The organism is Actinoplanes sandaracinus (assembly GCF_030009775.1).
GTDB lineage: Bacteria > Actinomycetota > Actinomycetes > Mycobacteriales > Micromonosporaceae > Actinoplanes > Actinoplanes sandaracinus.
In genome coordinates this window covers 25,851-40,245 of sequence record NZ_JASCTH010000040.1, presented here as the reverse complement: position 1 = coordinate 40,245, position 14,395 = coordinate 25,851, and the positions used below count along the sequence as shown (strand labels likewise).

The following is a 14,395-nucleotide window of genomic DNA, read 5'->3' as shown; positions in this document are numbered from 1 at the left end:
CTCGCCGAGGTGCGGGGCTGTGGAAAACGGCCGGTGGCCGGTCGGCAGGCGCGGGGCGGCGTGCCCGGGTGCCGGGGTGTCGGTCGGATGTCGCGGTCTGCGCGTGTGCCGGAGGGTCTGTGGGGAACGGGCCGGTGGTTGCCGCGCCGGGATCACTCGGGGGCGCGCTGGCGCTGGCGGAGGTAGGCCAGGACGGCTTCGCGCGTGGTGCGTACCCCGAAGAGGGTTCTGGCTTCGGCGATGCGGCGGTTGGCGGTGCGCAGGGAGAGGAATTCCGCCGCCGCGGCGGCGGCGATGGTGTCGCCGGCGGCGAGGCGGTCGAGCAGGGCGCGTTGTTCCGGGATCAGGTTGGCGATGAGGTCGGTGCCGTCGATGCCGCGGTGCAGCGGGCCGAGCCGGGACAGGTCGTCGATGAGGGCGCGGCCGGCGGCCGATTCGGCGTCGCAGATGGCGACGACGCCGGCGCCGCGGGCGGCGGCGAGGACGGCGAGTTGGGCGGTTTCGAGGTCGTCGTCGCCGATGCGGCCGTGCAGGATGAGGCGGGCGGCGCCGACGTCCCACGACGGGTCGGGCAGGGCGAACCCGGCCCGGGCTGTCCACCCGTCGCGGGCCAGTCGGCGCAGCACCGTGTCGGCTTCGGCTGAGGTTGCCACTACGTGGCGTGGAGCATCGTCGGGCTGTCTTATCACCGGCCATCCTCGCTGGTTTCGAAGGGTTCGGTCCTCGCCGGGGTGGTGGCGAAGGCCAGAGCGGCGGCCTCGGTACGGGTACGCGCGGAGAGTTTGCGCATGCTCGCGCGGATGTGGGTGTCGACGGTTTCGGCGGAGATGCCCAGCTGGCCGGCGATCCGGCGGGTCGGCTCGCCGGCGGCGACCAGGTGCAGCACGTCGAGTTCGCGGCGGGTGAGCCGGCCGTCGGAGCGGGGGCTGCGGGTGTCGCGCTGGATCTGGTGGCGGCGCAGTCCGCGGCGGGCCCGCCCGGCCAGGACGGTGAGCCCGGCCGCGTCGGCGAGTTGTTCGGCGCGCAGCAGGGCGGCCACGGCGGGTTCCCGGTCGGTGCTGGTGAGTCCGGCGGCGATCAGGCAGCGGACCTGTTCGCGCAGGGCGACCGGCTGCCAGCTATCGGCGGCGGTGTCGAGCCCGGAGCCGACGGCCCAGGCGGTGAGGGTGCGGCGGGCGGCGGCCGGCAGGTCGACCGGGATCGCCGCGGCGCCGGGGACGCCGAGGTCGTAGGCGGCCCACCGGGCGGTGATCGCGTGCAGGCCGGCGAGCAGCCCGTGGCCGGCGTCGGTGGGGGTGCGGGCGGCCCGGTCGGGCTGGCCGTCGAGCCAGGCCGCTTCCCGGGCCACCCAGGCGGCCGCCGGGTGTGCCGGAGCGCTCTCCAGGCGGGCGCGCGCGGCCGCGAGCAGTCCGCTGTCGGCCTCGATCAGGGCGGTCGCGGCGGTGGCGTAGGCGCGGGCCTGGTCGGGCAGGGCCCGGTCGGTGAGGTTCGCGGCCCGCCGCAGCACGCCGTCGGTGCCGTCCCAGGCCAGTTCGGCCGGGAAGCCGGGGCCGTGCAGGGCCAGCGCCCAGTCGGCGGCGGCCAGGAACCGGGTCTGCCAGCCGTAGGCGAGGGCGGCCCCGGCGGCGGCGGCGGCGTGCAGGGCGGCCCCGGCGGCGTCGACGAGGCGGCCTTCGGCGGCGAGGTGTTCCACGAGCAGCCACGCCGACCAGCGGCTGATCAGCGGGTCGGCGCCGGTGTCGGCGGCCCGGGCCAGGGCGGTGTCCCAGCCGGGCAGCCGGTGGGTGGCGCGGACCGCGGCGAGGGCGGCGGCGATGCCCGGCGGCGGGTCCGGATGCCGGACGGCGATCTTGTCGGCGAGTTCGAGAGCGGTCATCGGCTCGGTGGCCAGGACGCTCAGCAGCAGGACGCGGTCGCGGGCGGCGACGACCGGTGCGGCGGCGGTGTCGGGCACCGGGCGGACCGCGTCGCGGGCGGTGTGCGGGTCGCCGGACTGCAGCAGAGCCTCACCGCGCAGCACGGCCGCTTCCAGGGCGAACGGGGCGGCCGGCCGGTGTGGTTGCCCCCAGAGGGCGGTTTCCGGGCCGGCGGTGGCGGCCAGTGGCAGCAGCACCTCGGCGGCGTCGGCGGCACGGCCGGTGGCCAGGGCGGCGTCGGCGGCGGCCAGCCGGACTCGGGGGTCGACGCGTCCGCCGAGGCCGCAGGCGAACAGCAGCAGCCCGGCGCGTTCGGAGCCGGCCGCACGGTCGGCGGCGGCGAGGGCGGTGCGGTACGCCCCGTCGGTGTCCCCGGCGGCGGCCAGGTGCCGGGCGGCTTCCGCGGGCGGGGTCAGCTCGGCCAGGCGGGCGTGCAGGTCGGCGCGGGCCGGGCCGTCCAGCAGGCCGGCCGCGGTCTCGGCCAGGTAGGACGACACCGGCAGCAGGGAGCCGCCGGGTTCGACGGTGACCAGGCCGGCGGTCAGCAGGTCGGCGGCGCCGGTGCCGAGCAGGGCGGGTGCGGCCGGGCGCCCGAGCAGGCCGAGCGCGGCCAGCGCGGTCCGGGCGGGGCGGGGCAGGTCGGCCAGGGCGGTCGCTATCGCGTACGCCACCTGGTCGATGTCCTCGCCGATCGGGGCGCGGCCGGCGGCGGCCTGCCGGGCCAGGGCGATGGTCGCCAGGGGGTTCCCGCCGGCGCGGGCGACGACGGCGGCGGCGGTCTGCTCGTCGAGGCCGCCGGAGGTCTGCCGGACCAGGGCGGACGCGGCGTCGGCGGTCAGCGGCGGCACCGGCAGCCAGGCGGTCGCGGCGGCCCGCAGGTCGGCGGCGAGGGCGTCGGGGAGCCGGTGCGGGGTGCGCAGCGCGACCAGCACCCGGCAGCTGCGGGCCAGGTGCGGCAACGCGGCCAGGGTGGCCGGGTCGGCGTGCTGCAGGTCGTCGAGGACCAGCAGGCCGCCGCGGACCCGGGAGCGGACCGCTTCGGCGAGCAGCGGCACGTCGTCGGCGGGCAGCCGGGCCCGGACCGCCCGGGACAGGGCCAGCGCGGGCACGCCGGCCAGCATGGCGAGGCCGCCGCCGAGGTGGACGGGGCCGGCCACGGCGGCGGCGATGCGGCGCAGCAGGGTGGTGCGGCCGCAGCCGGGTGGGCCGGTCAGCACGACGAGGCCGGGTTGACGCAATGCGGTGCGGGCGGCCTCCTCTGGCTCGTCCGTCACCTGCGCTCCCCTCTCCACCTCGATGCCACTGCCCGCTGCGGTGTCCTCGCCCACTGCGGTGTCACTGGCACGAACTCGGGATCCCGGACGCCACGCCGGTTTCCGTAGGCTGTGCTGCGACGACCGCTCCCGCTGACGAAAGGTCCCTTCGTGACGCCGACTGCCGCGACACGCTCATTGTCGCCGACGGTGTGCTGCGCTGACGAGTCGAAGTGACCGGCCCACTCACCTCGGGGATCGCGACTGTCTGTCACGAGATAGTCACCCGCGTCTCCTCTGATGCTGGTCAACACGTGCGGCAGATCAGTGAACGTCTTCACGATCCGTTACGAGTGGCGATCGCGGGACGCCTGAAAGCCGGAAAGTCGACACTAGTCAACGCGATCATCGGGCGTCGCGTCGCCCCTACCGCGGCCGGCGAGTGCACCCGGGTGGTGACCCGCTTCCGGTACGGGCCCGCCGACCGCATCGACGTGGTCACCCGCGACGGGGGCCGGCAGAGCCTGCCGCTGGACGAGGACGGCATGGTCCCGGCCCGGCTGGGGGTGCCGGCCACCCGGATCGCCTACGTCGACGTGACGCTGACCAGTGACCGGCTGCGGGACCTGACCGTCGTCGACACCCCTGGTCTGGCGTCGACCGACACCGCGGGCAGCGCGCGGGCCGAGGCGGCGGTCGGCATCGACGACGACTCGGCCGGTGAGGTGGCCGCCGCCGAGGCGGTGGTGTACGTGTTCACCCAGGCGGTGCGGGCCGACGACGTGCGGGCGCTGGAGGCCTTCCACACCGCGTCGGCGCGGCTGGCGACCAGCCCGATCAACGCGATCGGGGTGCTCGGCAAGGTCGACACCCTGGCCGGTGGGGCCGCTGATCCGTGGCCGGTGGCCGAGCCCCTGGCCCGGCAGCAGGCGGCGCTGCTGGCCCGTACCGTCGGCGATGTCGTGCCGGTGGCCGGCCTGCTGGCCGAGACCGCCGAGGCCGGCCGGCTGACCGGCGCCGACCGTGACGCCCTGGCCCGGCTCGCCGCGCTGCCGGCCGCCGAGCTGGACGTCATGCTGCTGTCGGCCGACCTGTTCCGGAGCCGGCCCGCTCCGGTCGGCCCGGACCAGCGGGAACGGCTGCTGACCCGCCTCGACCTGTACGGCGTCGGGTTCGCCTGCGCCCAGCTGGCGGCCGAACCCCGGCTCGGCACCGGTGAGCTGGTCCGCCGGTTGGCCGCCGCCTCCGGCCTGGCCCGGCTGACCGCCACGGTGGACCAGACGTTCCGCTGGCGCTCGGACGCGATCAAGGCGGGGTGGGCGCTGACCCGGCTGGAGCGGCTGGCCCGCCACCGTCTCGGCCCGCGGGACGCCGGCCCGCGGGACATCGGCTCCCGCGACGAGGAGATCATCCGGGACGCGCTGGAGGCGGCGCTGCGGGATCCGGCGTACCACCGGCTGCGGCTGCTGGAGGCGGCGCAGCGGGCCGCCACCGGCGCGGTGCCGTTGCCGGCCGTCTGGGAGCAGGAGCTGATCCGGCTGGCCACCTCCGACGATCCGCGGTGGATCCTGCGGCTGCCCGATGCCGCGCCCGCCGAACTGGCCACGGCCGCGGTCGCGGCGGCCGGGCGGTGGCGCGCCTACGCGGTCGACGGCGCCGGGCCCGCGCAGGCCCGCATCGCGCAGGTCGCCCACCGCGGTTTCCAACTACTCGCCCGGGAGGTGCGCGAATGCAGGATCTGACCGTGCTGCTGGACACCGCCGTGCGCGACACCATGTCGTACCTGCGCACCGCCGACCCGGACGCGGCCGCCGACCTGGCCGAGCTGCGCCGCGCCCACCTGACCCGGCCCGGCGTGGTCGTCGTCGGCGAGACCAAACGCGGCAAGAGTTCCCTGGTCAACGCGCTGGTCGGGGTGCCCGGCCTGTCGCCGGTGGACGCGGCGGTGACGACCGCGGCGTACCTGCATTTCGTTCCGGGCCCGGAGATGACGGCGAAAGCGTGGCTGCCCGGCGGCGAGGAGATCCAGATCGACGACCTCTCGTCGTGGGCGCGCGGCCACCAGAAGACCAGAAGGATCGAGGTCACCCACCCGGCGCCGCTGCTGCAGTACCTGACGCTGCTGGACACCCCCGGCGCGGGCGGCCTGGACCCGGTGCACGCCACGATCGCCCTGGACGCGGTCCGCCGCGGCACCGCCCTGTTGTTCGTCGCCGACGCCGGCGCCCCGCTGTCGCAGCCGGAACTGGACTTCCTGGCCGCGGCCACCGAGCGCGTCGACGCCGTGGTCTTCGCCCTCACCAAGATCGACGCGTTTCCGCAGTGGCGGACCATCGCCGACGACAACCGGTCCCTGCTGCAGGCGCACGCCCCCCGGTTCGCGTCCGCGCCGTGGTACCCGGTGTCGGCCCGGCTCGCCGAGGTGGCCCTGACCGCGGACCCGGCGACCCGTGACGCCCTGGCGCACGAGTCGCGGGTGCCGGCCCTGCAGCACGCGCTGGTCGAGCTGGCCGGCCGGGGTCACCAGTTGCGCCTGGCCAACGTGCTGCGCGCCGCCCACCGGGACCTGACCCGGCTGCGGGACGCGGGCGAGGAACGGGTGCGGGCGGCCGCCGCCGACGCGGCCGGGCAGGCCGCCACCCGCGCCGAACGCGCCGCGCTCGCCGCCCGCAAACGCACCGAGTCACGGCAGTGGACGCTCAAGCTGAACACCGAGATCCAGCACGCCCGGGTGGCCGTGGTCGGCCGGCTGCGGACCCGGATCACCGAGGTGCAGCACGACTACGCGCGGCGCATCGACGCGGCCCGCGGTGAGGCGCTGTCCGCGCTGCCGGACGACCTGGACACCCAGTTGCAGGCGGTGGCGGCGGAACTGTCGGCGACGCTGGAGGACACCTACCGGGACGTGGCCGAGAAGGTTCTCGCCGACACGTTCGACCCGGCCCTGGTCAGCGCCACGCTGCGGCACACGCTGATCGCCGGGCCGCCACGCGACGGCGCGGGCGACAACATGCTGATCGCCCTGTCCGCCGGCGGCGTGGCCCTGATCGCCGGGCGCGGCGCGATGCTCGGGGTGTCCGCGCTCGGCGTCGCCGGGGCCGGGCTGCTGATCCCGGTCGCCGGGATCGGGCTGGGCCTGGCCGCCGGCGGCTATGTCATCTACCGCCGCCGGGTGCACACCGACCGCCGGCACGCCCACACCTGGCTGCGCGACGTGCTCGCCGAGGCGCGGGCCGCGCTCACCGACGAGATCAGCATCCGCTTCACCGACCTGCAGTACGCGCTGTCGGTCGCCCTCGACGACGCGATCGAACGCCGGCTGCGGGAACTCGACGGGCTGATCGCCGAGATCGACGCGGCCGCCGCCGAGGACGCGGCCGGCCGCGCCAAACGACGGGCCGCCGCCACCGCCGACCGCGACGCCGCGGCCACCCGGCTGCGGCAGGCCGACGAGGCACTGCTGCGCGCCCGCTCCCTGACTCCCGCCCCCATCATCGAAGAAGGAAGCCTCTGATGACCGATCACTGGGACCACGACGACTTCGACTTCGATCTCCCCGAGGACCTACCGGTTCCCGAGGTACCGGCGCTGGACTCCGCGGCCGACTGGGACCTGCCGGACGAACTGCCCGACGCCCCGGACCTTCCGGACCTGTCCGAGACGATCGCCGTGGTCGCCGAGGACACGGTGTTTCCCCCCGCGCTCGACGTCGACCTGCCCGAACCCGTCGACGGGTTCCCCTGGATCGACACCGCCACCCTCGGCGCCGGCGACACCGCCGGCTTCGTCCCGCCGGTCGAACCGGTCACCGCCGAGGATCTCGCCGCCTACGCCGGCGTGGAGATCCCGCCCGGCGCCGACCCGTGGACGGTCCTGGCCGCTTCCGAGGACCCGGCCACCGCCGCGCTGGCCCGCTGGTGGACTCACGGTGAACAGTGATCCACATCTCCCCTTGAGCGCGCCGGGATGACATCATGACCGCGCACCGACCCATTCTCAGGAGCGCACTCGATGGCCGAAACCGGCAACAGCACCACTCTCGCGCCCAAGCGGGAACGCACCGGCTGGTATATCTATGACTGGGCGAACTCGGCCTTCTCCACGACCGTCATCACGGTGTTCCTGGGTCCGTTCCTGACCAGCGTCACCGAGCAGGCCGCCGGGTGCGCCCTCGGCGCCGACGAGTGCGACGGCACCGTCCACCCGCTGGGGATCCCGGTCGCGGCCGGCTCCTACTACGCGTACCTAGTCTCGCTGTCGGTGCTGTTGACCGTCTTCGTCCTGCCGATCATGGGCGCCATCGCCGACCGCGCCCCGCGCAAGAAGCCGCTGCTGGCCGGGGCCGCCTTCACCGGCGCCGCCGCCACCATCGCGATGGCCTTCGTCACCGGCGACCGCTACCTGCTCGGCGGCCTGCTGTTCATCATCGCGAACATCTCCTTCGGCGCGGCGATCGTCGTCTACCACTCGTTCCTGCCGTACCTGGCCGGCCCCGACGAACGCGACCGCATCTCCAGCCGCGGCTGGGCCATCGGCTACCTCGGCGGCGGGGTGCTGCTGCTGCTCAACCTGGCCGCCGTGATGTCGCTGACCGAGGAGGGCAACGCGCAGCGCACCCTCGACCTGGCCCGCTGGTCCATCGTGTCCGCCGGCGTCTGGTGGGCCGCGTTCACCATCGTGCCGCTGCTGTGGCTGCGCGAACACCCCGGCGTCCAGGCCTCCGCGGCCACCGGCCACGGCAACGTGCTCACCGACGGCTTCAAACAGCTCGCCCACACGCTCAAGGGCATGCGCGCGTACCCACTGACCCTGGCCTTCCTCGGCGCGTACCTGATCTACAACGACGGCATCCAGACCGTGATCGCGCTGTCCGCCCAGTTCGGCAGCGAGGAACTCGGCCTCGCCCAGTCCACGCTGATCCTCACCATCCTGATCGTGCAGTTCCTGGCCTTCGGCGGCGCCCTGCTGCTCGGCGCGCTCGCCGGCCGCATCGGCGCCCGCAAGACCATCCTGATCGCCCTGGCCCTCTGGCTCGGCGTCGTCATCGCCGCCTACTGGCTGCCCGAAGGCGAACCCGTACCGTTCATGATCCTCGGCGCCGGCATCGGCCTGGTCATGGGCGGCAGCCAGGCCCTGTCGCGCAGCCTGTTCTCCCAGCTCATCCCGGCCGGCCGGGAAGGCGAGTACTACGGCTTCTACGAGATCAGCGACAAGGGCACCAGCTGGCTCGGCCCGCTGTTCTTCGGCCTGATCTTCCAGGTCACCAACAGCTACCGCACCGGCATCGTCTCCCTGGTCGTGTTCTTCCTGGTCGGCGGGGTCCTGCTAGCGTTCGTGCCGATCCGGCGCGCCATCGTCGCCGCCGGGAACACCCCGCCCAGGCTGGTCTGATGGACATCACCATCGACCCGGCGTCACCGGTCGCGCCCTACGAGCAGGTCCGGCTGCGCATCGCCGCCCTGGCCGCCGACGGCGCTCTGGCCGCCGGCACCCGCCTGCCCCCGGTCCGGCAGCTGGCCGGCGACCTGGGGCTGGCGGTGAACACGGTGGCCCGCGCCTACCGCGAACTCGAACAAGCCGGCCTCGTCGAGACCCGTGGCCGGCTCGGCACGGTGATCACCGCCAGGGCCGCCGGCACGTCCGGGCAGGCGCAGCGGGCGGCCGCCGCCTACGCCGAACGGACCCGGGCGCTCGGCATCCCCGCGGCGACGGCGCTCGCTCTGGTCAAGGCCGCCCTCGACGACCAACCCTGATCTCGTACGGCCACCTCGCCCCGCCGAAGCCGTCCCGTCCCGCACTACCACGCGACGATCTCCCCGGGGCCGCGGCGCGGCGCGGCTCTCGGGCACGTCCCCACTCACCGGAACCCGGCGCGGCCGGCAGTCCAGCGCCCGCGCCTCGCTGAGCAGGGCCTGCCCGGTCGATCTTCGCAACGCCCCGCATGCGCACCGGTGGCCGGCCGTCGCCGGCGCCGGGGTCAGATGTCGGCGAGGGTGCCCCAGAAGGCGGTCTCGTACTCGTGCAGCAGTCTCCCGTAGCGCCGGGCGGCGTCCAGCGGCACTCCGCTGTCGAGAGCCGCCTGCGCCGCCGTCACCGCCTGCTCCTCCAGGTCCGGCGCCGGAGCGGCGAAGAAGTCCAGGAACGCGCACGCGGGATCGCCGAACCCATACCGCTGCCGGAGACCGGTGGCCAGCGCCGCGCAGTAGCCGCCCCAGGCGGCGAAGTTCGCGACCAGGGCCAGCGCGGCCGCGGCCGGCTCGGCGTTCAACGCCAGCCACGACACATAGGCGGGGTACGCCTGGCAGCCGGCCCGCGGCTCGTATGCCGCGAGTCCGGCCCGGTCCATCCCGGCGGCCGCGGCGAGCGGCGCCACCATCGGCAGCACCAGGTTCTCCCCTTGGGCCAGCCCGGCGAAGAAACCGGCGGCGGCCGGTTCACCCGCCCGGGCCGCCAGCGTGAGGAAGCTCCGCCGGTCACTGGGAATGATCAGGTTCTCCTCGGCGGCGAACACGGCCACCGCCGCCAGCGGAGCCCGGCCCTCCCGCACCGCCACGACCAGTGGGTTCTCCTGGACCGCCGGGTCCAGCGCGTCCCGGACACCGGCCAGCGCCTCGCGTGCGTCACCACCCATCCCGCCATGCTCACACAACAGCCGTCGATACGCGTGCCCTCCGGTCCGCCGGCGTATGCCCGTCTGCCGGCGGACGCCCCGGTCCACCAGCGCACGGCACGGACTTTCCAGTCAGGCCGGGCCGACGTCCGGCGGGTGCTGGCCCCGGCGGTCGAAGGCGAGGTGCCGTGGTCCGGGGGCCGGGTCGGTGAGCAGGCCGGTGATCTCCGGCGGCAGGAACCTCAGGCCGGGCAGATCGGCGAAACGGGCCCAGCGGAAGCGGTGCCCGTCCCGGTCGTACACCGCGTCGGGCGGCACGTCGCCCGGCCAGCGGACCGGATAGTAGAAGCAGACCTCCTGATGGATCACCCCGCCCTCGTCCCGGACGCCCTCGGTGACCAGGAGAGGCCCGCCGGCGACAGTGACGTCGATGCCGAGTTCCTCGCGGAGTTCCCGGACCAGAGCGGCCGCGGACGTCTCCCCGAAGTTGACCTTGCCGCCGGGCAGGAACCAGCCGTCGATGCCGTCGACCGCACACACCAGCAGCCGGTCGCCGTCAGCGATCACGGCCGCCGACCGGTATTTGAACGACCCGGCGTCGCCGGTCCACTCGATGTCGTTGGCGTCCATGCCGGCCGTCCTCACACGTCTCATGCCGTCCCCAGCCCGGAACGGGCGATGAGGACTCATCGATCTGGCAGCTGAGCTGCACGCTTCACCGGCCTCCTGTCCCGGAGGCCGAGGGTTCCCGCATCGGCATATCTGTGGTCCGCCGGCGAACAGGGTGGTGGTCAGACATCCTGCCGGGCGTGCCCGGCGGGAGCGGCGGCCGGGTGCAGGGCGTTCCACCAGGCGGTACGGATAGCGTGCGCACCCCAGGCGTTGGGTTCGACGACGCCGCAGAACCAGAGTGACCGGTCGATGGGCCGTGGGTCGGACCGGGCCGGGTCACCCGCGCTGACACCGTGGCCCTGGAACGCGGCGTGCACGACGGTGGTGACCACGATCCGGCAGGAGTCACCGGCCCGTCGGCGCAGCCCGGCGCGGCGACCCGGGCGACGGTGGCCGCGGCGGCGGTGTCGTCGCCGTACCCGGCCAGCAGGTCGTTGCCGCCCATGGTGATCGTGACCAGATCGGGCGCCGTGGTGGGCAGCGGCGGTTGCCGGTTCAGCACGTCGGCGGTGACGGCGCCGTCGCGGGCCAGCACCTCCACGCTGTACCCGGCCGCGGCGAGATCGCGGCCGGCCCAGTCACCGAAGTCGCTGTCGTGGTTGCGGTGCAGCAGGCGCGCCGCGCCGCGCCGCGGCCGGCGCCGCCCGCGTAGTCGTCGATCGACATCGAGTCACCGAGGGCGACGTATCGGCTGGTCATGACCGTCGATGATGACCGCCCTCCCTCCCGCGCACCACCGATTTCAGCCGGCACCCCTGCCACCGAGTACCCCAGCCGTCGCCAGCACGCCCTACCGGGCGCCGATGCGACCCGTCATCGACGGCCGGCCGCGACCAGACCGCCGCCGCGGGCCGGCGGCGGCGGTCGGTTGCTCACGGCGCCTTCACCGGCCGTACCCGATCAGGGTTTGTCGCAGAGGAAGACGCGTTCGCGGGCCGGCCGGTCGGGCGCCTGGCGGACGTCGTGGATGCGGAAGCCGGCGGCCGTGAGGCCGGCGTCGAGTTCGTTGCGGTCGCGGAACCGCAACGTGGAGTCGGAGGTGAGGGTCTCACCGTCACCGAAGGTGTAGGTGTAACGAAACGACACCTTCGGCAGGCGCACCTCGGTGAGCGTGAAACGCTGCTCGACCGGGCCGACCCCGGGCACGTCGCGGGTGACGGGGGGCGCGCGCCGCGGCCCATTCGTCCCAGGCCCGGAATTCGGGACGACGGGTCTCGAACACCAGGAACCCGCCGGGCCGCAGCCGGGCGTGCAGGTCCCGCAGGACGGTGTCCCACTCGTCGTCGGTGAGGAACACCTGGGCGACGTTGCCGGTCATCACGGCCAGGTCGAATCCATCGCCGGCCGGCGCGGGCAGTTCCGGCAGCCAGGTCACCTTGTCGGCGCCGGGTTTGGCGCGGGCCACGTCGAGGGACGCGGCGGCCGGGTCCACGGCGGTCACCGTCAGGCCGGCGGCGGCGAGGCGCAGCGCCAGGCAGCCGGTGCCGCAGCCGAGGTCGAGGATCCGCCGTGCCCCGAGTTCGGCGATGATCTCCTCGTAGGCGTCGAGGTCGCCGCGGTCGCCCTCGAACGTGTCGTAGAGCCGGGCCAGCCGTGGGTGGGCGAAGATCGCGTCGGGCACGGGTCCGACCATATTCGATGCCCGCGTGGGCGGCTCGGGCGCCACGAGGCGAGACGGCGCCGCGGGCGGGCATCGATCGACGTTTGCCGTTACGCTCGCGCGGGTGACCCGTTTTCTGCTGGTGCCCGGTCGGGGGAAGCCGTTTGCGAACCACTGGTCGCGGCAGTGGGCCCGCGCCCACAAACAGTGGGTGTGGGCGCCCGAGCCGCCCGGCCCGCCCTATGTTCCCGAGGAGCGGGTGGCGGCGTTGCACGCGGTGGTCAGTGCTTCGGACGAGCCGGCGATCCTGATCGCGCACAGCGCGGGCTGCCTGACGGTGCGGTTCTGGTCGCAGGAGCACACCGGGCCGGTGGTGGGCGCGCTGCTGGTGACGCCGCCGGCGGTGGACGGGCTGCAGCGCACGCCGCTGCCGTTCCGGTCGATCCTGGTGGCCAGCCGGGACGATCCGCACTGCGCGTTCGCCGACGGTGTGCGGCTGGCCCGCGACTGGGGTGTGAGCTGTTCGACGCCGGCGCGGTCGGCCATCTCGACTCGAAGTCGGGGTTCGGTCCGTGGCCCGACGGCGAGAAGCTGGTGGCTAGGCTGGCCGGCCCCGGATGACCAGGATGTGCCACAGATATTTCACCAGCTGCGGGTGGTCGCCGTCGCGGGCGGCCCGGCCGATGATCTCGGCGTCGAGGACCGGTTGGCCGTACCGGGCGGCGATCTCGCGGGCCAGCGGCGGCACCTGCTCGCCGCGCAGGTCCGCCGGGAACTCGGCGGCGGGCAGGCGGAAGCCGCGGTGCCAGCGGACCTCGACGCCGAGCGAGCGCAGGGCGGCTTCGGTGGGCGTACCGCGGAAGGAGGGGTCGGCGACGACCGCGGCGGCGTCCGCGGCGACGGTGACGCCGTCGTGGATCTGGGCCTCGACGTAGTCGTCGAGGGTGCGGCCGGCGTCCGTGCGGGGCGCGGCGAGTGCCGCCGCCCACGCGTGCCGGCCGGCCGCGGTCACCCCCAGGGCCTGCCCGGTACGGGCGACCTGCGCGAGCAGTCCGTCCCAGATCGCGCCGAAGGTGTCGGCGGTACCGAGCAGCGCGGGTTCGGTGTGGCTGTCGCCGAGGCTGAACGTGGCGCGCGCCGCGACGTGCGGCCGCAGCAGCAGGTGGCAGCTGCCGAACCGGGGCGCGGCCCCGTCCGGGTGCCCGGCCAGGTTGAGCGCCCCGTAGACGGGCCGGCCCATGGCGCTCGTGTACGCCCCACCGAACATCCGCTGCTCCCACCGGTCGCGGTCGCCGCCGGGGTAGGGGAAGACCAGGCCGTTGGAGATCCGCGTCTCGAACTGGCTGCGGTAGATCCCGTCGGCGGCGAGGTGCTCGATCACGGTCCGCCCGTCCGGGAGCAGCCGGTCGGGGTGGAAGTTGACGGTGATCGGCGCGTCCGGAAACGGCGCGACAGCAGGGAAGAGCGCCCGCACATGGGCGAGCGCTCGTTCCCCCGGGGTCATTTCGCGTCGATCGTGCCCGAGGCCAGCAGCACCAGCAGCAGCGACCCGAGCGCGAGCCGGTAGAAGATGAAGATGCTGTAGGAGTGCTTCGACACGAACTTCAGCAGCCAGGTCACCGACGCGTAGGCGACGACGAAACTGACGACGGTCGCGACGATCGTGTTGGTCCAGCCGACCCCGCCGGCGATCCGGTCGTACTCGTCGATGCCCTGCAACAGCGACGCGCCGAGCAGCGCGGGAATGGACAGGAAGAACGACAGTTTCGTGACGGTGACCCGGTCCAGGTCGCGCAGCAGGCCGGCCGACATGGTGGCGCCGGACCGGGAGACGCCCGGGATCAGCGCCATGCACTGCACCGCCCCGATGATCAGGGTGTCCTTCCAGGTCACGTCCTCTTGGTGGCGGACCTGGGTGGCGGCGTGGTCGGCGAACGCCATCACACCGCTCCACAGGATCAGCGCGCCGGCGACGAACCAGAGGCTGCGCAGCGTCGTCTCGATCTGGTCCTTGAACAGCAACGCGGCGATGACGATCGGGATGGAGCCGAGCAGCACCGCCCACCCGAACCGGAAGTCGGCGTGCTCGCGATGCTCCTTGTTGAACAGACCCTTGAGGAAGGCGGGGACGACGCGGGCGATGTCGTGACGCAGGAACAGGATGGTGGCCAGCACCGCACCCGACTGGATGATCACCGTGAAGGCGGTGATGTCCGGATCGTCGATCCGGTGACCGAACAGTTTCTCCAGAATCGTCAGGTGACCGGTGCTCGACACCGGGAGGAACTCGGTGATGCCCTCGACCGCGCCGAGGATCACTGCCTCGACGATATTCATGTCCGAA

Annotated in this window: 14 protein-coding genes and 2 pseudogenes; 6 read left to right on the top strand and 10 right to left on the bottom strand. The window is 74.3% G+C overall.

Going from position 1 to position 14,395, the window contains the following annotated elements; all coding sequences use genetic code 11:
• Positions 1-152: 152 nt before the first annotated feature.
• Positions 153-653, bottom strand: coding sequence for a LuxR family transcriptional regulator (locus tag QLQ12_RS41435; protein ID WP_282766532.1), 501 nt, complete (start codon positions 651-653; stop codon positions 153-155).
• Positions 654-685: 32 nt separating this feature from the next.
• Entirely contained in the window at positions 686-3,190 is a 2,505-nt protein-coding gene (locus QLQ12_RS41430; RefSeq protein WP_282766531.1) for a LuxR C-terminal-related transcriptional regulator, read from the bottom strand.
• A 332-nt stretch (positions 3,191-3,522) separates the two neighbouring features.
• On the opposite strand from QLQ12_RS41430, the gene QLQ12_RS41425 reads away from it, so the two are divergent.
• The 5 genes from QLQ12_RS41425 to QLQ12_RS41405 all read left to right on the top strand — a co-directional run bounded on the left by QLQ12_RS41425 (position 3,523) and on the right by QLQ12_RS41405 (position 8,922).
• The gene (locus QLQ12_RS41425; RefSeq protein ID WP_282766530.1) at positions 3,523-4,911 is read left to right on the top strand and encodes a dynamin family protein; all 1,389 of its coding nucleotides are present in this window, start codon (positions 3,523-3,525) and stop codon (positions 4,909-4,911) included.
• Entirely contained in the window at positions 4,899-6,683 is a 1,785-nt protein-coding gene (locus QLQ12_RS41420; protein WP_282766529.1) for a dynamin family protein, read from the top strand. Before QLQ12_RS41425 ends, QLQ12_RS41420 begins: the two co-directional genes overlap by 13 nt.
• Complete coding sequence (locus QLQ12_RS41415; protein ID WP_282766528.1) at positions 6,683-7,108, top strand: hypothetical protein; 426 nt, start codon at positions 6,683-6,685, stop codon at positions 7,106-7,108. Before QLQ12_RS41420 ends, QLQ12_RS41415 begins: the two co-directional genes overlap by 1 nt.
• A gap of 72 nt (positions 7,109-7,180) precedes the next feature.
• Positions 7,181-8,560 carry an MFS transporter gene (locus QLQ12_RS41410; RefSeq protein WP_282766527.1) on the top strand — a complete coding sequence of 460 codons (1,380 nt, stop codon included), beginning with the start codon at positions 7,181-7,183 and terminating at the stop codon, positions 8,558-8,560.
• Positions 8,560-8,922, top strand: coding sequence for a GntR family transcriptional regulator (locus tag QLQ12_RS41405; protein WP_282766526.1), 363 nt, complete (start codon positions 8,560-8,562; stop codon positions 8,920-8,922). The genes QLQ12_RS41410 and QLQ12_RS41405 overlap by 1 nt, the downstream gene beginning before the upstream one ends.
• 224 nt (positions 8,923-9,146) lie before the next feature.
• On the opposite strand, the gene QLQ12_RS41400 is transcribed toward QLQ12_RS41405, so the two are convergent.
• From QLQ12_RS41400 to QLQ12_RS41375, 6 genes and pseudogenes are all read right to left on the bottom strand, one after another.
• Positions 9,147-9,800: a thiaminase II/PqqC family protein gene (locus QLQ12_RS41400; RefSeq protein WP_282766525.1), complete on the bottom strand. Its 654-nt coding sequence runs from the start codon at positions 9,798-9,800 to the stop codon at positions 9,147-9,149.
• 111 nt (positions 9,801-9,911) lie between these two features.
• Positions 9,912-10,409: an NUDIX hydrolase gene (locus QLQ12_RS41395; protein ID WP_282766524.1), complete on the bottom strand. Its 498-nt coding sequence runs from the start codon at positions 10,407-10,409 to the stop codon at positions 9,912-9,914.
• A 161-nt stretch (positions 10,410-10,570) separates the two neighbouring features.
• Complete coding sequence (locus tag QLQ12_RS41390) at positions 10,571-10,783, bottom strand: hypothetical protein (protein ID WP_282766523.1); 213 nt, start codon at positions 10,781-10,783, stop codon at positions 10,571-10,573.
• 56 nt (positions 10,784-10,839) lie between these two features.
• Positions 10,840-11,061, bottom strand: a pseudogene (locus QLQ12_RS41385) (GDSL-type esterase/lipase family protein); the annotation flags it as partial.
• Positions 11,062-11,351: 290 nt separating this feature from the next.
• On the bottom strand, positions 11,352-11,537 hold the full coding sequence (locus QLQ12_RS41380; RefSeq protein ID WP_282766522.1) for a hypothetical protein: 186 nt from the start codon (positions 11,535-11,537) through the stop codon (positions 11,352-11,354).
• Positions 11,506-12,072 carry a class I SAM-dependent DNA methyltransferase gene (locus tag QLQ12_RS41375; RefSeq protein WP_282766521.1) on the bottom strand — a complete coding sequence of 189 codons (567 nt, stop codon included), beginning with the start codon at positions 12,070-12,072 and terminating at the stop codon, positions 11,506-11,508. The genes QLQ12_RS41380 and QLQ12_RS41375 overlap by 32 nt, the downstream gene beginning before the upstream one ends.
• 25 nt (positions 12,073-12,097) lie before the next feature.
• Between QLQ12_RS41375 and QLQ12_RS47260 the strand changes: the two are divergent.
• Positions 12,098-12,514 (top strand): annotated as a pseudogene (locus QLQ12_RS47260) (RBBP9/YdeN family alpha/beta hydrolase); the annotation flags it as partial.
• Positions 12,515-12,649: 135 nt separating this feature from the next.
• On the opposite strand, the gene QLQ12_RS41365 reads toward QLQ12_RS47260, so the two are convergent.
• Positions 12,650-13,555 (bottom strand): DUF3626 domain-containing protein, encoded by a 906-nt coding sequence (locus QLQ12_RS41365; protein WP_282766519.1) that lies wholly within the window; start codon positions 13,553-13,555, stop codon positions 12,650-12,652.
• The gene (locus QLQ12_RS41360) at positions 13,552-14,388 is read right to left on the bottom strand and encodes an undecaprenyl-diphosphate phosphatase (protein WP_282766518.1); all 837 of its coding nucleotides are present in this window, start codon (positions 14,386-14,388) and stop codon (positions 13,552-13,554) included. Before QLQ12_RS41360 ends, QLQ12_RS41365 begins: the two co-directional genes overlap by 4 nt.
• Between the last annotated feature and the right edge of the window lie 7 nt (positions 14,389-14,395).

What these genes read in the sequence shown, in the direction of transcription:
- QLQ12_RS41420 (WP_282766529.1), top strand. Translation starts at nt 4,899, where the DNA reads ATGCAGGATCTGACCGTGCTGCTGGACACCGCCGTGCGCGACACCATG.
- QLQ12_RS41415 (WP_282766528.1), top strand. Translation starts at nt 6,683, where the DNA reads ATGACCGATCACTGGGACCACGACGACTTCGACTTCGATCTCCCCGAG.
- QLQ12_RS41410 (WP_282766527.1), top strand. Translation starts at nt 7,181, where the DNA reads ATGGCCGAAACCGGCAACAGCACCACTCTCGCGCCCAAGCGGGAACGC.
- QLQ12_RS41405 (WP_282766526.1), top strand. Translation starts at nt 8,560, where the DNA reads ATGGACATCACCATCGACCCGGCGTCACCGGTCGCGCCCTACGAGCAG.
- QLQ12_RS41400 (WP_282766525.1), bottom strand. Translation starts at nt 9,800, where the DNA reads ATGGGTGGTGACGCACGCGAGGCGCTGGCCGGTGTCCGGGACGCGCTG.
- QLQ12_RS41395 (WP_282766524.1), bottom strand. Translation starts at nt 10,409, where the DNA reads ATGGACGCCAACGACATCGAGTGGACCGGCGACGCCGGGTCGTTCAAA.
- QLQ12_RS41365 (WP_282766519.1), bottom strand. Translation starts at nt 13,555, where the DNA reads ATGACCCCGGGGGAACGAGCGCTCGCCCATGTGCGGGCGCTCTTCCCT.
- QLQ12_RS41360 (WP_282766518.1), bottom strand. Translation starts at nt 14,388, where the DNA reads ATGAATATCGTCGAGGCAGTGATCCTCGGCGCGGTCGAGGGCATCACC.